The following is a 12,316-nucleotide window of genomic DNA, read 5'->3' as shown; positions in this document are numbered from 1 at the left end:
GGCCCTCAGCTCTCCCGCGCCCTGCGGGTCTCCCTGTCGCTGGCCTTCTTGACGGCGTCGACCAGCTCCTCCTTGCTCATCGTCGACCGGCCGCTGACGTCCAGCCGCCGGGCGAGCTCCATCAGGTGCTCCTTGGTGGCGTTCGCGTCGACGCCGCCCTTGGTCTCCCGGTCGGTGTCCCGGCCGCCGGCGGCCTGGTCGTCCGACGGGCCCTTGTGGTCCTTCGGCTCCCAGTGGTCGCCGACCTTCTCGTGGGTGTGCTTGACCGCGGCCCAGGCCACCTGGTTGGCGCGCCGCTCGTCGTCGTAGGAGTCCGCCGCCGAGTCGTGCGCCTTGGCGAAGGTGCGCTGGGCCTTCTCGTCGGACCGCTGCAGCGTGCTGGGGAGTTCGTCCTGCTTGGCGTCCCCGCTCTTCGTCGTCTTCGGCATGCTCCCTGCCGTACCCGGGATCACCCGGCGAGGAACGGGACGAGCGCGGCGACCACCTGTCCGGGGGCCTCCTCGGCCATGTGGTGACCGCTGTCGACCCGCCCGCCACCGCGCAGGTCGTCCGCCCAGCCCGCCCAGATGTGCAGTGGGTCGCCGTGCAACTGCTCGAGGTCGTCGTGCGCCGACCACAGCACCAGCGTCGGACAGGCGACCCGCCGTCCAGCGGCCCGGTCGGCCTCGTCGGCGGCCCGGTCGACGGTGACCCCGGCCCGGTAGTCCTCGAGCATGGCCCGCACCACGGCCGGGTCGCGCACCGCGGCCCGGAAGTCGGCGTGGTTCTGCACCCCCATCGCCGCGGGGTCTCCCCCGTACCAGGCGTCGGGGTCGGCGAGGATGGCGCGCTCGGGCTTGTCGGGCTGGGCGAAGAAGAACCAGTGCCACCACGCTGCGGCGAACCGTGCGTCGGCGCGGTCCAGGTGCTCCACGATCGGGATGCAGTCGAGGACGGCCAGGTGCGTGACCGCGTCCGGGTGGTCCAGTGCGGTCCGGAGCGCGACGTAGCTGCCCCGGTCGTGCCCGACGACGGCGAAGCGCCCGAGGCCCAGGCCACGCGCCATCGCCACCACGTCACCGGCCATCGCCCGCTTGGAGTAGGGAGCGTGGTCGTCGGTGGTCGGCGGCTTCGACGACCGGCCGTACCCGCGCAGGTCCGGGCACACGACGGTGTGCCCCGCCGCGGCCAGCAACGGGGCGACGCGGTGCCAGGTGGTGTGGGTCCGCGGGTGCCCGTGCAGCAGCACCACCGGCGGACCGGAACCACCGACACGCACCCGCAGCCGGACGCCGTCCGCCCCGTCGACCCGGAGTTCCTCGAACCCGGGGAAGAACGTCACCTCAGGTCTCGGCGTAGCGGGACCAGTGCGCGCGCTCGGCGTCGGTCATCGGCCGGCTGGTGTCGGTGTCGAAGTCGAACAGCACCATGACGACGTCCGCGCGGAGGGCGACCGCGTCGTCCTGCAGCAGCTCCTGGTGGACGGTGAGCGACCGGGTGCCCAGCCGGGTGACCGTGCTGCGCACGCACAGCCGCTCGCCCACCCGGTAGTACAGCTGCCGCAGGTAGTCGACCTCCAGCCGGGCCAGGATGACCCCGCGGTCGCCCTCGGCCATCGCCAGCCGGGCGTCCTCGATCAGGCTCAGCGCCCGCGCGTGGTTGACGTGGCCGAGGGAGTCCGGGTCCGACCAGCGCAGCTGGACGGTGTGCTCGTGCGCGCTCAGGGCAGGTCCGCGGTGTCCTCGGACCGCCGGTGGCCGCCCTGGGCGTCGTCCGGGTCGGGGTGCAGCGTCCGCTCCTCCGACTCGGCCAGGATCAGCTCGGCGGCCCGCTCCTCCAGGCCGGCATCCCGTTCCTCGGGCAGCACCGGGTTGGTCCGCGTCTCGACGTTGTGCCGGGTGACGTTGGCCCGCGCCTCGGGACTGGGCTCCTTGTGCGTCGTCACGTCAGAACCGCTGCTGCTCGGTGCCGATGCCCAGCGCCCGCGCGACGTCCTGCACGTTGGCGAACTGCTGGCCCGACGGCAGCCGGCGCAGGTCGGCCAGCACGCCATCGAGGGCGCCTGCCTCCTGGGCCCGGGCCACGAGGGTGTCCCGGTCGGCCGGCCAGACCTCCTTGCCGAGGGCCTCGGCGATGGCGGCGCGACGGTCGACGTCGCCGGAGGAGGTGCCGGCCGGCGTGCCCGGCTGGTGGGGATCGGTCATGTCGGTCACTGCGCCTTCGGGGTCGAGTCGTCGGTGTAGCGGAGGATCGCCGCCACGGGGATGTCGCCGGGCATCGCCGAGCGGGGGACGACGACCACGCCGGCGTCGCTGGCCACGGCCGCGGCGACCAGCGCCCGGTCGGCGGGCACGGACTGCGCGTCCTGGACGCCGAGGGCCTCCATGTCGCCCTGCCCGGTGCCGAGCAGCAGCGGGTCGGGGCCGACGACCAGCTCCTCGTCGTCCGGCCGGTCGGCGAGCACCAGTGTCTCGACCTGGCTCTTGCGCAGCGCCTCGACGACCGATGGCGTGCCGGTGACCGCCAGCCCGTGCGCGGCCGCGGACTGGATCTTCTCCACCGCGTCGGCCTCGTCGTGCGCCTCGTACTCGGCGACGAGCTCGGCGGCGCGCCGCTGGACCACCTCGCGGTCGGCGCCGGCCGCCCGGCCGCCCTCGTCGGTCGTCACGACCAGGTCGGCCCAGGTGCCCTTCGCCGTGTCGGTCAGGATCTGCCGGGCGCGGACGTCGCCGGCCACCAGCACGAAGCGCAGCGGCAGCCGCCGGGCCAGCGAGGAGAGCTCGTCGCCGACCAGGCCGGCGTTCTCCTCCCACTGGTTCTCGGCGGTGTGCATGTAGGTGTTGTGCGCCCACCCGCCGACCTTGACCTTCCGCATGTGGAAGGTCCGGCCCTCGACCTGCTGCTCGAGCTCGGGGTGCCCGGCCAGGGAGGCCACGGAGACGTCGGCGCCGGCCCGGTCGGTGATGACCACGGCGTGCGGGACGCGACCGGCCAGCTGGCGCAGGACGGGCAGCAGGTGCGGCTGCGCGGCCCACTCGACGACCGGGTCGCGCGGCACGTCGGCGAGCACCTCGTCGAGCACCACGGACCCGTCGGCGGCCACGACCACGGCGCGGCCGCGCAGGGTGCCGGCCTCCCCGCCCTCGTTGCCCTCGAGCAGCCGGTCCCGGACGGCCTGCACGACCGGCTCCGGCGCCCCCTGCCCCTCGAGCTGCTCGGTGATGGCGCGGACCTTCAGCTCCAGCTCGGTGTCGGCGTTCTCGGTGGTGTGCGTGACGTCGGCGCACACCGTGGCGTACGGCCCAGGGGCGGCGAACACCGGCGCCAGGAAGGACACGTCCATGGGGGTGGGAGCACTCCTCGATCGCGGTGGGCTCGTCGGCGCCGGACTCCCGGACGCCGGGTCTCCCCCGCCGCCTACCCACCGGCCGTGCCCTCACACCCGGTGTGATCCGGCGGGCCGGGGGTAGGTGGACCGGCCATGACCGAGCACGACCAACTGCCGCTGCCCGACTACGACCACCTCCCCGTGCAGGGGCTCGCGTCGCGGATCCGCACCCTCGACGCCGCCGGGCTGGAGACGCTGCTGGCGTACGAGCGGGCGCACGCCGACCGGCTGCAGGTGGTGACGATCATGGAGGCCCGGCTGGCGGACCTGCGCGACGGCGCCCAGCCCTCCGGCGGCGACCCGGCCACCCCGGCCGCGGACGACCCGGCGCAGGCAGCCGGCGGCTCGAAGGTGTCCGCGGCGACGTCGGGCCCGCCGGTCAACCCGCCGTCCCACGGCGACCCGACCAACCCCGCCCAGCCCCGCTCCACCGGCTGATCCGGGCCCACCCCCCGTCGCCCCGCACTGCCCGCGGCGTCCCATGCGGGGAGCCGGGCCGGCCGGCGGACAGGGTCGGGGCCCGCCGGCCGGTGGTGCTCAGTTCTGGGTGAGCACCACGTCCCCCTGGTCGCTCTCGCAGACGGTGCGGTCGGCGCCACTGCGGTCCACGGCCGTGCCGAGGACGGCGACCGGCCCGACGTCGACACCGCACACCTGGGCCGCGAGCTGGGCCGCCACCCCGATGCTGACCTCCTCGAGGACCGTCACGTCGCCCACGGCGACGTTGACCAGGCCGTCCTGCTGCTGTGCGGCGGCGGGGGTGGCAGCGGCCACCACGGCGGCGGCGGCGAAGACGGGGACGACGGCCTTGCGTGCCCATGTGTTCATCAGGGGGAGCCTCCTTGCTCGTGTGCCGGCCCGGCGCCTCTGGCCGGAGGGAGTACGGCACCGCACCCGTGAAGACGTCGCCCTCCCGGGCGGATGACGAGCCCGCCCGGGCGGACGACCGGCCCGGCCGGGTCCCTCCTCCCCGTTCCGGTCCGGTGTCGTCGCTGCCCGGACGGGGTCCCCGCGTCCCGGCGCGTCGGCGGGGCCGGCCGACGCGATCCCCGGCCTCCTCGTCATGCGGGGGAGGCGAGGGCGTCCAGGGAGCGGGGTCATCCGGGTCCCCGGGCGTACCGTCTCGCGGGTGGTGTCCGGCGAGCCGGTGGAGAGCGGGGCAGGCGACCGCGGATCTGCGGACGTCGCAGCGCTCATCCCGCTGGTCCGGCGGATCGTCGCGTCCCGCGTCCCCGATCCGGCGACCGCCGACGACCTGGTCCAGGAGACGCTGACCCGGGTCCTCGCCGCCGCCGGCCGCGTGGAGCCGGGGCTGCTGGAGCCCTACGCGATCGTGACGGCGCGCAACACGGTCGCCTCGATGTGGCGGGACCAGGACCGACAGCGACGGCACCAGCACCGCGTCGTCGACCTGCGGCCTCCGCAGGCGCCCGACGAGGACGTCCTCGCCCGCGAGGACCGCACCGCCGTCGCGGAGGCACTGACCCGGCTCTCCGACCGCGAGCGGACGACGCTGCTGGCCCACGAGGTGTCCGGTCAGGACACCCGGTCGCTGGCGGCCGAGCTCGGCTCCACCGCCGGTGCGGTGGCCGCCCAGCTCAACCGCACCCGCGCCCGGTTGCGGGTGGAGTACCTGCTCGTCTCCGAGCGGGCGGAGCCGCCCACGGAGCGCTGCCGTCCGGTGCTGCTCGCCATCTCCGGCGGCGACCGCCGTCGCCAACGGGAGGTCGACGCCGCCCGCCACATGCTGGAGTGCGACCTGTGCGCGCGACTCTCCGAGCCCCTCATGGGACGCGGGCGCTCCCGGGACGACGCGGTGCGCGTCGCCGTGCGCACCGATGCCGACGTCGTGGCCGCCCGGCAGGCCGCCCGGGAGGTGGCGACCCGGCTGGGGTTCTCCGCCACCGACGTCACGCTGATCGCCACGGCGGTGTCGGAGATGACCCGCAACATCGTGCGCTTCGCCGACTCCGGCGAGGTGGTCGTCGCGGAGCTGCAGGAGCCGAGGACGGGGATCTCCATCGTCGCCCGCGACGCGGGCCCCGGGATCCCGGACGTCGAACAGGCGCTGCAGGACGGCTACAGCACCTACCGGGGGCTTGGGCTGGGGCTGCCGGGCGCACGGCGGCTGATGGACGAGTTCGCGGTGGTCTCCGAGATCGGCCGCGGCACGACGGTGACGATGACGAGGTGGCGGGGAGAGGCATGACCAGGTACGAGGACCCGAGCGCGACCGTGGCTCCGACGGGCCCCCCGCGCGCCCTCGACGAGGAGGACCTCCTCCCGCAGCTGGTGGCGCACCTGCGGGAGCACCGCACCCGGCTCCGTCAGGAGTGGGTCGGCCGCATCCGGGAGGCGCACCTCCTGCAGGCGATGACCGCTCAGGAGATGTCCGCCGAGACCACGCTCGTCTACGACAACTACGTCGAGGTCCTGGAGACCGGCAGCGTGGAGGCACTGCAGCACTACGCCCGCGACCTCTCCGAGCGGATCATCCCGCGGGGCGTGGAGACCCACGAGGTCGTCGGCATCGTGCTCCTGCTGCGCGACGTCCTCGCCAGGTCGCTGTTCGAGAAGTACCAGCGCGACTTCGCGTTGCTCAACCGGGTGCTCGACGCCTACGAGCCGGCGGCCAACCGCATCGCCAACACCGTGGCCGTCTCCTTCGTGGAGGAGCGCGAGCGGGTCATCCGGCAGCAGCAGGACTCCATCCGCGAGCTGTCGACCCCGGTGCTGCCGGTCCGTGAGCGGCTGCTGATCCTGCCGATCATCGGGGTGCTCGACCGGGAGCGGGCCCGGCAGCTGACGGTGCAGCTGCTCAGCGGCATCCGGACCCACCGGGCCAAGGTCGTCGTCGTCGACATCACCGGCGTCCCGGACGTCGACGAGTCCGTCGCGAACCACCTGGTGCGGACGGTCGACGCCTCGCGGCTCATGGGTGCCAGCGTGATCATCACCGGGCTGTCCCCGGAGATCGCCCAGACGCTGGTCACCATCGGTGTCGACCTGTCGAAGATGAACACCATCGGCGACCTGCAGGGCGGCCTCGAGGAGGCCGAGCGGCTGCTGGGGTACGCGGTCTCCCGTGAGGACGGGAACGGTGGGCCGTGAACGACGGCCCGCGGCTGTTCTCGATCCTGCGGCAGGGCCCGTACCTGATCGCGTCCGTCCACACCGCCCTGGACGACTCCCAGCTGGTGCGCTTCCAGAACGACCTCGTGGAACGGATCGGCTCCGACCGGGCACGCGGGGTGGTCATCGACGTGGCCGCCCTCGACGTCCTGGACTCCTTCGCCTCCCGGACGCTGCGGGACATGGCCGAGATGGCCCGGCTGCGCGGGGCGGTGACCGTGATCGTCGGGATCCAACCGGACGTCGCGTTCGCCATGGTCCAGCTGGGCATGGACACCGGCCGGGTGGTCACCGCACTGGACCTGGAGGAGGGACTGGCGGAGCTGGACCGGGGCGCGCGTGACCCCACGGCGCAGCGGCCATGAGTGCGGAGGCCGACCTGCGCCGCAACTACCGCGCCGCGTTCCTGCGGTACCTGGCCCGCCCGGGGGAGTCCGCGCTCGCCGCCGGCTGGTCCCTGGGCCGCGGCACCCTGGGCACGGCGCTGAGCCTGCTGGACATCGTCCGCGTGCACCACGACCTGCTCCTCGAGGTGCTGCAGGACTGCCCTGCCGACGAGGTGCCCGAGGTGGCGCGGGCGGCGTCGGACTTCCTCGTCGAGGTCCTGGCCAGTCACGACATGGTCCGTCGTCCGCTGCACCCCTGACCGACGACGTCTCACTGCCCGCCGAAGGCCCCGGCGATGTCGAGGGCGGCCGGGCCGAGCAGCACGATGAACAGCGTCGGCAGGATGCACAGGATCAGCGGGAAGATCACCTTGACCGGGATCTGCATCGCCTTCTCCTCGGCCCGCTGCCGCCGCTTGAGCCGCATCTCGGCCGCCTGCGTGCGCAGCACGTCGGCGATCGAGACGCCGTACGCGTCGGCCTGCACGACCGCGCGGATGAACCGGCGCAGGTCCGGCACCGCGGTCCGGTCGGCCAGCGCCAGGTAGGCCTCCCGGCGGGGCTGGCCGACGGCGATGTCCTGCAGCGTGCGCACCAGCTCCTCGGCGAGCGGGCCGCGGCCGTTGCGCCCGGCACGGGCCATCGCGGCCTCGAAGCCGAGTCCGGCCTCCACCGCGATGGTCATCTGGTCGAGGGTGTCGGCCAGCTCCAGCGCGATCGCCTGCTGCCGCTCCTGCCCGCGGCTGTACAGCAGCAGCTCGGGCACGACGTGGGCCACGGCGGTGACGACGACGGCCATGACCACGGTCAGCGGGCCGGGCCGGGCCGAGACCACCAGCACGCCGAGCGCCGCGGCGACCAGCCCCAGCACCAGCTTGGCGGCGACCAGCCGGGGCAGCGGCCACTCGGCGGGGCGCCCGGCGGCGCCGGCCAGCCGGTTGAGCCGGGCCACGGTGCCGGCCGGGGTGAGCGCGCGGGCCAGCCGGGGCAGCAGCCGGGCCCGGGCCGGGACGGCGACGGCGCCGGGCAGGTCGAGGCCGCGGGTCAGGTTCTCCCGGGTCCGGGCGGCGGCGTCCTGCGGGTGGGCCAGCAGCGCCCAGCCCAGCAGCGGGACGGCGAGGGCGACGGCCAGCGCGGCCGCCAGCACGGGGGCGGGCAGCATCAGAACCGGATCCGCACCGTCGCGCGCAGCCACAGCCCGCCGACGGTGAGCAGCACGACGACGGCCGCGACCATGCCCCAGCCGACCGGGCTCTCGGTGAACCCGGACAGGTAGGCGGGGTTGCTCACCGCGAGGAACGCGACGATGCCGAACGGCAGGCTCATCAGCACGACCGCGGACAGCTTGCCCTCGGCCGACAGCGCCTTGACCTGCCGGCGGATGGCGTTGCGCTCGCGGATGGTGTGCCCGACGGTGTCCAGGACCTCGGCCAGGTTGCCGCCGACCTCGCGGTGGATGCCGATCGCCTGGGCGACCCAGCGGAAGTCGTCGCTGCCCATCCGCTCGGCGACCTCGTCCAGGGCGTCGCCGAGGTCGCGGCCCACCCGCGTCTCGTTGACGATGCGGGCGAACTCCTCCGACGTCGGCGCCGCGGCCTCCTGGGACACCGCGTCCACCGCGCGCAGCAGGCTGTGCCCGGCCCGCAGGCTGGAGGCCATCAGCTGCAGCGAGTCGTCGAGGGCGTCGGCGAAGGCGGCCTGCCGGCGCCCGGTGCGGAACCGGACCACCACCCGCGCGGCCAGCGGGACGGCGACGGCCAGCGGCACGGCCAGCAGCACCCCGCCGAGCAGCAGGCCGAGGACGCCGAGCACGACGGCGGCCAGGCCGGCCAGCAGCACGACGTCCGGCAGCGCCATGGCCACCCCGGCCCGCTCCAGGGCGGCGCTGCCGCGGGCCACCAGCCCGCGGCGGGCCAGCGCGCGCTCCACCGCGGCTCCGGCCGCGGCCGACGCGCCGGCCAGCGGCGACGCCGGCGGCGCGACGGTCGGGTCCAGGCGGGACAGCGGCACCCGGCGCGGACCGGCGGGCACGACGACGAGGGCGACCAGCAGCAGGGCGCCGGCGATGGCGAGCAGCCCGACGGCGAGCAGCATCACGCCCACCCGCGCCGCGCCGCCGGCGTCCCGAAGACCCGCGGGGAGACGGTGATGCCGAGCTCGGCGAAGCGGTCGGTGAACCGCGGCCGCACCCCGGTCGCCACCGGCGCGCCGAGGAAGCGGCCGGCGGCGTCCACCCCGGCGGAGTAGTCGAAGAGGAACGCGTCCTGCAGGGTGACCGTCTCGCCCTCCATGCCCTGCACCTCCGTCACGTGGGTGACCCGGCGGGTGCCGTCGCGCAGCCGGGTCAGCTGGACGACGACGTCGACGGCCGAGGCGATCTGCTCGCGGATGGCCCGCAGCGGCAGGTCCATGCCGGCCATCAGGACGAGGGTCTCCAGCCGAGCGATCGCGTCGCGCGGGGAGTTGGCGTGCACCGTGGACAGCGACCCGTCGTGGCCGGTGTTCATCGCCTGCAGCATGTCCAGCGACTCCCCGCCGCGGCACTCCCCGACCACGATGCGGTCGGGGCGCATCCGCAGCGAGTTGCGGACCAGGTCCCGGATGGTGACCGCGCCCCTGCCCTCGATGTTGGGCGGGCGGGACTCCAGCCGGACGACGTGGTCCTGCTGCAGCTGCAGCTCGACGGCGTCCTCGATGGTGACGATCCGCTCGCCGTCGGGGATGAACGAGGACAGCACGTTGAGCAGCGTCGTCTTCCCGGTGCCGGTGCCGCCGGAGACGATGATGTTCAGCCGGGCCTGCACGCAGGCGCGCAGCAGCTCGGCCATCTCCGGGCTCAGCGTGCCGAAGCCGATCAGGTCGTCGACGCCGAACGGGTCCTTGGCGAACTTGCGGATGGTCAGCGTGGAGCCGCTGAAGGCCAGCGGCGGGATGATCGCGTTGACCCGGGAGCCGTCGGCCAGCCGGGCGTCGACCAGCGGCGAGGACTCGTCGATCCGCCGTCCCACCCGGGAGACGATCCGGTCGATGACCCGGCGCAGGTGCTCCTCGGAGGTGAACCGGGCGGCGGTGCGCACCAGCCGGCCGCTCTGCTCGACGTACACGGCGTCCGGGCCGTTGCACATGATCTCGGTGACGCTCGGGTCGTCGAGCAGCCGCTGCAGCGGGCCGTAGCCGAGGACGTCGTCGGCGAGCTCCGCGGTCAGCCGGGCCCGCTCGTCGGCCGACAGCGGGACCTTCTCCTCCTCGACGACCTCGTCGAGCTCGCCGAGGACGACGGTGCGCAGCGCCTCCTCCGACAGCGACGGGTCGTTCATCCGGTTGCCCATGCGCTCGAACAGCGCCTTGGCGACGCGGTCCTTGAGCCGGGCGAGCGCGTCGGCCGGCGGGACGGCGGCCGCCGCGGGACGGGCCGCAGGCACCGGCCGGGGGGCGGGCAGGACCGCCGGGGCCTCCGGGGCCACGGGGCGGCCCTGCGCGGCGGCCAGCCGGGAGGAGAGGTTCACGAGGCCGCCCGGTGCTTGGCCCGGTAGCGGCCGGGCCGCACGATCGGGGTCGCGGAGAAGCGGGACACCAGCCGGCGCAGCTCCCGGGCCGCCGGGTCGCGGCGGCCGGACGCCAGGATCGGCACGCCCTGGTTGGTCGACGCCGGCACCGCCGCCGAGCGCGGCACCACGACGTCCACGCCGGTGCCGATGGCGGTCTCGACGTCGCGCACCGAGGGCCCGCCCTTGGCGTCGGCGAGGTTCATGACCACGTGCCGGCCGGCCGGGATCATGCACAGCTCGCGCAGCACGTCGAGCTCCTTGCGCAGCCCGCGCACGCCGGGGACGTCCATGCTGGTCACCATCACCACGTCGGTGGCCCGGTCCAGCGCGGCGAGGGTCTGCTCGGACAGGCCGGGCGCGGTGTCGACGACCACGTAGCGGAACTCCCGGGCCAGGGAGGCCAGCAGCCGGGTGACGTCGGCGGCGGTGACGGTGTCGCCGGCGGCCGGGGACTCCGCCCCGCAGACGGCGTAGAGGCCGCTGGGGTGCTGGGTGAGGAAGGTCTTGAGCACCATCGTGTCCTCGGCCGCGGGGCCGTGGGCGACGTCGGGCAGCGCGTACTCCGGCGTGAGGCCGAGCGCGGAGGCGACGTCGCCGAACTGCACGTCGAGGTCGACCAGCACCGTGGACTGGGGCGCGGCCGCGGTCAGCCCGACGGCCAGGTTGGCCGACACGGTCGTCTTGCCGACGCCGCCCTTCGGGGAGGCCACGGTGATGACCCGGCCGGTGTAGCGGGCGGTCTCCTCGACCGGCCGCAGCACCCGCCGCCGCCCGGCCGCGGTGGAGCCGGCGCGCTCCACGGCGGCGCGCAGCTCACCGACGTCGGCGGTGGGCGCCAGCAGGTCGCGGACGCCGGCCCGCATGGCCTCCTGCCACGTCTCCCGGGTCGGCTCGGCGAGCAGCACGACGCTGATGCCCGGGCACTGCACGTCCAGCCGCGCGGCCAGCCCGAACGCCTCCTGCGGCGGCGCCAGCGGGCCGATGAGCAGCACCTCGGGCAGCTCGCCGTCGACCAGCTGCTCGAACAGCCGGGCCGGGTCGGCGGGCAGCCGGCCCGGCGGCAGCACGTGCACGTCGCCGTCGGTCGCCTCCTCGACCCGCAGGACGAGGTCGTCGTCGGCTGCGCCGAGCACCACGTGGCTCATGAGAGGTCCTTCTCGTAGACGTTGCCGGGGGTGAGGACCTCGGTGCCACCGAGGTCGGTGCCGTCGGTCTCCAGGGAGAGCCAGACGGTGCCGTGCTCCATGCCGAAGACGACGGCCTCGGCCTGCTCGGCACGCAGCCCGAGGGTGACCAGCAGGCTGTCGGTCGGGGCCGCGCCGCCGGAGGAGGCGGTGTCGGCCGTGCCGGCGTCCGGTGCCGGCGCCGGGGCGCCCTGCACCTGGGTGACCAGCACGCCGTGCAGGACGGAGTGGGTGGTCCTCCCGTCGGCGAGGGAGACGTGCACGCCGACGGTGTCCCCGGCCGCCAGGCGGCCGCCGACGGCGCGCTGCGGCTCCAGCAGCAGGCTCACCTCGGCGGCGCCGTCCGGCGCGGCGACGGTGCCGGGCGCGGTGAGGTCCTCCGGCGCGGCGAAGCGGGCGGCCAGCAGCTGCTCGCCGGGCTGCAGGTCGGCGGTGGCGACCTGCCCGGCGAGGTCGCCGAGGTCGGTCACCCCGCCGGGGACGGCGGCCTTGGCCGGCACCTGCTCGGTGCGGACGAGGGCGGCCAGCTCCCCGGCGGGTGTCCCCTCGGCGACGGGCCGGTCGACGACCAGGACGTCCACGGTCTGCACCCCCGCCAGCGCGCGGGCGTCGGCGCCGCGGACGTAGGCCAGCAGCACCACGGTGCCGGCGGCGGTGAGCAGCAGCGCCGTGGTGGCGGCGAGCAGTCGGCGTCTCACG

At 75.2% G+C, this 12,316-nt stretch carries 17 protein-coding genes; 5 read left to right on the top strand and 12 right to left on the bottom strand.

From position 1 onward, the window contains the following. Positions 1–5: 5 nt before the first annotated feature. From CHB98_RS09755 to CHB98_RS09730, 6 genes are read right to left on the bottom strand one after another with little or no spacing between them, the layout of a single operon-like run. Positions 6–428 carry a ChaB family protein gene (locus CHB98_RS09755; RefSeq protein ID WP_089305410.1) on the bottom strand — a complete coding sequence of 141 codons (423 nt, stop codon included), beginning with the start codon at positions 426–428 and terminating at the stop codon, positions 6–8. Between the two features lie 20 nt (positions 429–448). Then, a complete protein-coding gene (locus CHB98_RS09750) occupies positions 449–1,321 on the bottom strand; it encodes an alpha/beta fold hydrolase (protein WP_089305409.1) in 873 nt (290 codons plus the stop codon). A gap of 1 nt (position 1,322) precedes the next feature. Continuing rightward, positions 1,323–1,676: an acyl-CoA thioesterase gene (locus CHB98_RS09745; RefSeq protein ID WP_281251858.1), complete on the bottom strand. Its 354-nt coding sequence runs from the start codon at positions 1,674–1,676 to the stop codon at positions 1,323–1,325. Positions 1,677–1,699: 23 nt separating this feature from the next. Beyond that, positions 1,700–1,924, bottom strand: a complete 225-nt coding sequence (locus tag CHB98_RS09740; RefSeq protein ID WP_089305407.1) for a hypothetical protein — start codon at positions 1,922–1,924, stop codon at positions 1,700–1,702. A 1-nt stretch (position 1,925) separates the two neighbouring features. Further along, positions 1,926–2,183 carry a DUF2795 domain-containing protein gene (locus CHB98_RS09735; RefSeq protein ID WP_089305691.1) on the bottom strand — a complete coding sequence of 86 codons (258 nt, stop codon included), beginning with the start codon at positions 2,181–2,183 and terminating at the stop codon, positions 1,926–1,928. Positions 2,184–2,188: 5 nt separating this feature from the next. Then, positions 2,189–3,322: a baeRF2 domain-containing protein gene (locus CHB98_RS09730; RefSeq protein WP_089305406.1), complete on the bottom strand. Its 1,134-nt coding sequence runs from the start codon at positions 3,320–3,322 to the stop codon at positions 2,189–2,191. A 138-nt stretch (positions 3,323–3,460) separates the two neighbouring features. On the opposite strand from CHB98_RS09730, the gene CHB98_RS09725 reads away from it, so the two are divergent. Beyond that, the gene (locus CHB98_RS09725) at positions 3,461–3,805 is read left to right on the top strand and encodes a DUF8129 domain-containing protein (protein WP_089305405.1); all 345 of its coding nucleotides are present in this window, start codon (positions 3,461–3,463) and stop codon (positions 3,803–3,805) included. A gap of 99 nt (positions 3,806–3,904) precedes the next feature. On the opposite strand, the gene CHB98_RS09720 is transcribed toward CHB98_RS09725, so the two are convergent. Then, positions 3,905–4,195, bottom strand: coding sequence for a hypothetical protein (locus tag CHB98_RS09720; RefSeq protein WP_089305404.1), 291 nt, complete (start codon positions 4,193–4,195; stop codon positions 3,905–3,907). Positions 4,196–4,496: 301 nt separating this feature from the next. Here CHB98_RS09720 and CHB98_RS09715 point away from each other — a divergent pair, with 301 nt between their 5' ends. From CHB98_RS09715 to CHB98_RS09700, 4 genes are read left to right on the top strand one after another with little or no spacing between them, the layout of a single operon-like run. After that, positions 4,497–5,576 carry a sigma-70 family RNA polymerase sigma factor gene (locus CHB98_RS09715; protein ID WP_245821045.1) on the top strand — a complete coding sequence of 360 codons (1,080 nt, stop codon included), beginning with the start codon at positions 4,497–4,499 and terminating at the stop codon, positions 5,574–5,576. Continuing rightward, positions 5,573–6,478 carry an STAS domain-containing protein gene (locus tag CHB98_RS09710; protein ID WP_089305402.1) on the top strand — a complete coding sequence of 302 codons (906 nt, stop codon included), beginning with the start codon at positions 5,573–5,575 and terminating at the stop codon, positions 6,476–6,478. Before CHB98_RS09715 ends, CHB98_RS09710 begins: the two co-directional genes overlap by 4 nt. Next, positions 6,475–6,864, top strand: a complete 390-nt coding sequence (locus CHB98_RS09705) for an STAS domain-containing protein (protein WP_089305401.1) — start codon at positions 6,475–6,477, stop codon at positions 6,862–6,864. The genes CHB98_RS09710 and CHB98_RS09705 overlap by 4 nt, the downstream gene beginning before the upstream one ends. Next, complete coding sequence (locus tag CHB98_RS09700) at positions 6,861–7,145, top strand: phosphatase RsbU N-terminal domain-containing protein (protein WP_089305400.1); 285 nt, start codon at positions 6,861–6,863, stop codon at positions 7,143–7,145. Before CHB98_RS09705 ends, CHB98_RS09700 begins: the two co-directional genes overlap by 4 nt. 11 nt (positions 7,146–7,156) lie before the next feature. On the opposite strand, the gene CHB98_RS09695 is transcribed toward CHB98_RS09700, so the two are convergent. Genes CHB98_RS09695 through cpaB form a run of 5 tightly spaced genes read right to left on the bottom strand, consistent with a single transcriptional unit; the run spans position 7,157 to position 12,315 of the window. Next, complete coding sequence (locus CHB98_RS09695) at positions 7,157–8,047, bottom strand: type II secretion system F family protein (protein WP_089305399.1); 891 nt, start codon at positions 8,045–8,047, stop codon at positions 7,157–7,159. Beyond that, on the bottom strand, positions 8,047–8,979 hold the full coding sequence (locus tag CHB98_RS09690) for a type II secretion system F family protein (RefSeq protein WP_089305690.1): 933 nt from the start codon (positions 8,977–8,979) through the stop codon (positions 8,047–8,049). Before CHB98_RS09690 ends, CHB98_RS09695 begins: the two co-directional genes overlap by 1 nt. Next, positions 8,979–10,391: a TadA family conjugal transfer-associated ATPase gene (locus tag CHB98_RS09685; RefSeq protein WP_089305398.1), complete on the bottom strand. Its 1,413-nt coding sequence runs from the start codon at positions 10,389–10,391 to the stop codon at positions 8,979–8,981. Before CHB98_RS09685 ends, CHB98_RS09690 begins: the two co-directional genes overlap by 1 nt. Further along, positions 10,388–11,578, bottom strand: coding sequence for a CpaE/TadZ family protein (locus CHB98_RS09680; protein WP_089305397.1), 1,191 nt, complete (start codon positions 11,576–11,578; stop codon positions 10,388–10,390). The genes CHB98_RS09685 and CHB98_RS09680 overlap by 4 nt, the downstream gene beginning before the upstream one ends. Then, positions 11,575–12,315, bottom strand: coding sequence for a Flp pilus assembly protein CpaB (gene cpaB, locus CHB98_RS09675; protein ID WP_089305396.1), 741 nt, complete (start codon positions 12,313–12,315; stop codon positions 11,575–11,577). Before cpaB ends, CHB98_RS09680 begins: the two co-directional genes overlap by 4 nt. Position 12,316 lies beyond the last annotated feature (1 nt).

The organism is Geodermatophilus pulveris (genome assembly GCF_900188375.1).
GTDB classification, from domain to species: domain Bacteria; phylum Actinomycetota; class Actinomycetes; order Mycobacteriales; family Geodermatophilaceae; genus Geodermatophilus; species Geodermatophilus pulveris.
Note: the sequence above shows the minus strand (reverse complement) of the source record. Positions and strands in the feature narration are given on the sequence as shown.

Bases quoted from the DNA above. Each gene is read 5' to 3' on its own strand.
- CHB98_RS09755 (WP_089305410.1), bottom strand. From the start codon at position 428: ATGCCGAAGACGACGAAGAGCGGGGACGCCAAGCAGGACGAACTCCCC.
- CHB98_RS09735 (WP_089305691.1), bottom strand. From the start codon at position 2,183: ATGACCGATCCCCACCAGCCGGGCACGCCGGCCGGCACCTCCTCCGGC.
- CHB98_RS09730 (WP_089305406.1), bottom strand. From the start codon at position 3,322: ATGGACGTGTCCTTCCTGGCGCCGGTGTTCGCCGCCCCTGGGCCGTAC.
- CHB98_RS09725 (WP_089305405.1), top strand. From the start codon at position 3,461: ATGACCGAGCACGACCAACTGCCGCTGCCCGACTACGACCACCTCCCC.
- CHB98_RS09720 (WP_089305404.1), bottom strand. From the start codon at position 4,195: ATGAACACATGGGCACGCAAGGCCGTCGTCCCCGTCTTCGCCGCCGCC.
- CHB98_RS09710 (WP_089305402.1), top strand. From the start codon at position 5,573: ATGACCAGGTACGAGGACCCGAGCGCGACCGTGGCTCCGACGGGCCCC.
- CHB98_RS09700 (WP_089305400.1), top strand. From the start codon at position 6,861: ATGAGTGCGGAGGCCGACCTGCGCCGCAACTACCGCGCCGCGTTCCTG.
- CHB98_RS09695 (WP_089305399.1), bottom strand. From the start codon at position 8,047: ATGCTGCCCGCCCCCGTGCTGGCGGCCGCGCTGGCCGTCGCCCTCGCC.
- CHB98_RS09690 (WP_089305690.1), bottom strand. From the start codon at position 8,979: ATGCTGCTCGCCGTCGGGCTGCTCGCCATCGCCGGCGCCCTGCTGCTG.
- CHB98_RS09680 (WP_089305397.1), bottom strand. From the start codon at position 11,578: ATGAGCCACGTGGTGCTCGGCGCAGCCGACGACGACCTCGTCCTGCGG.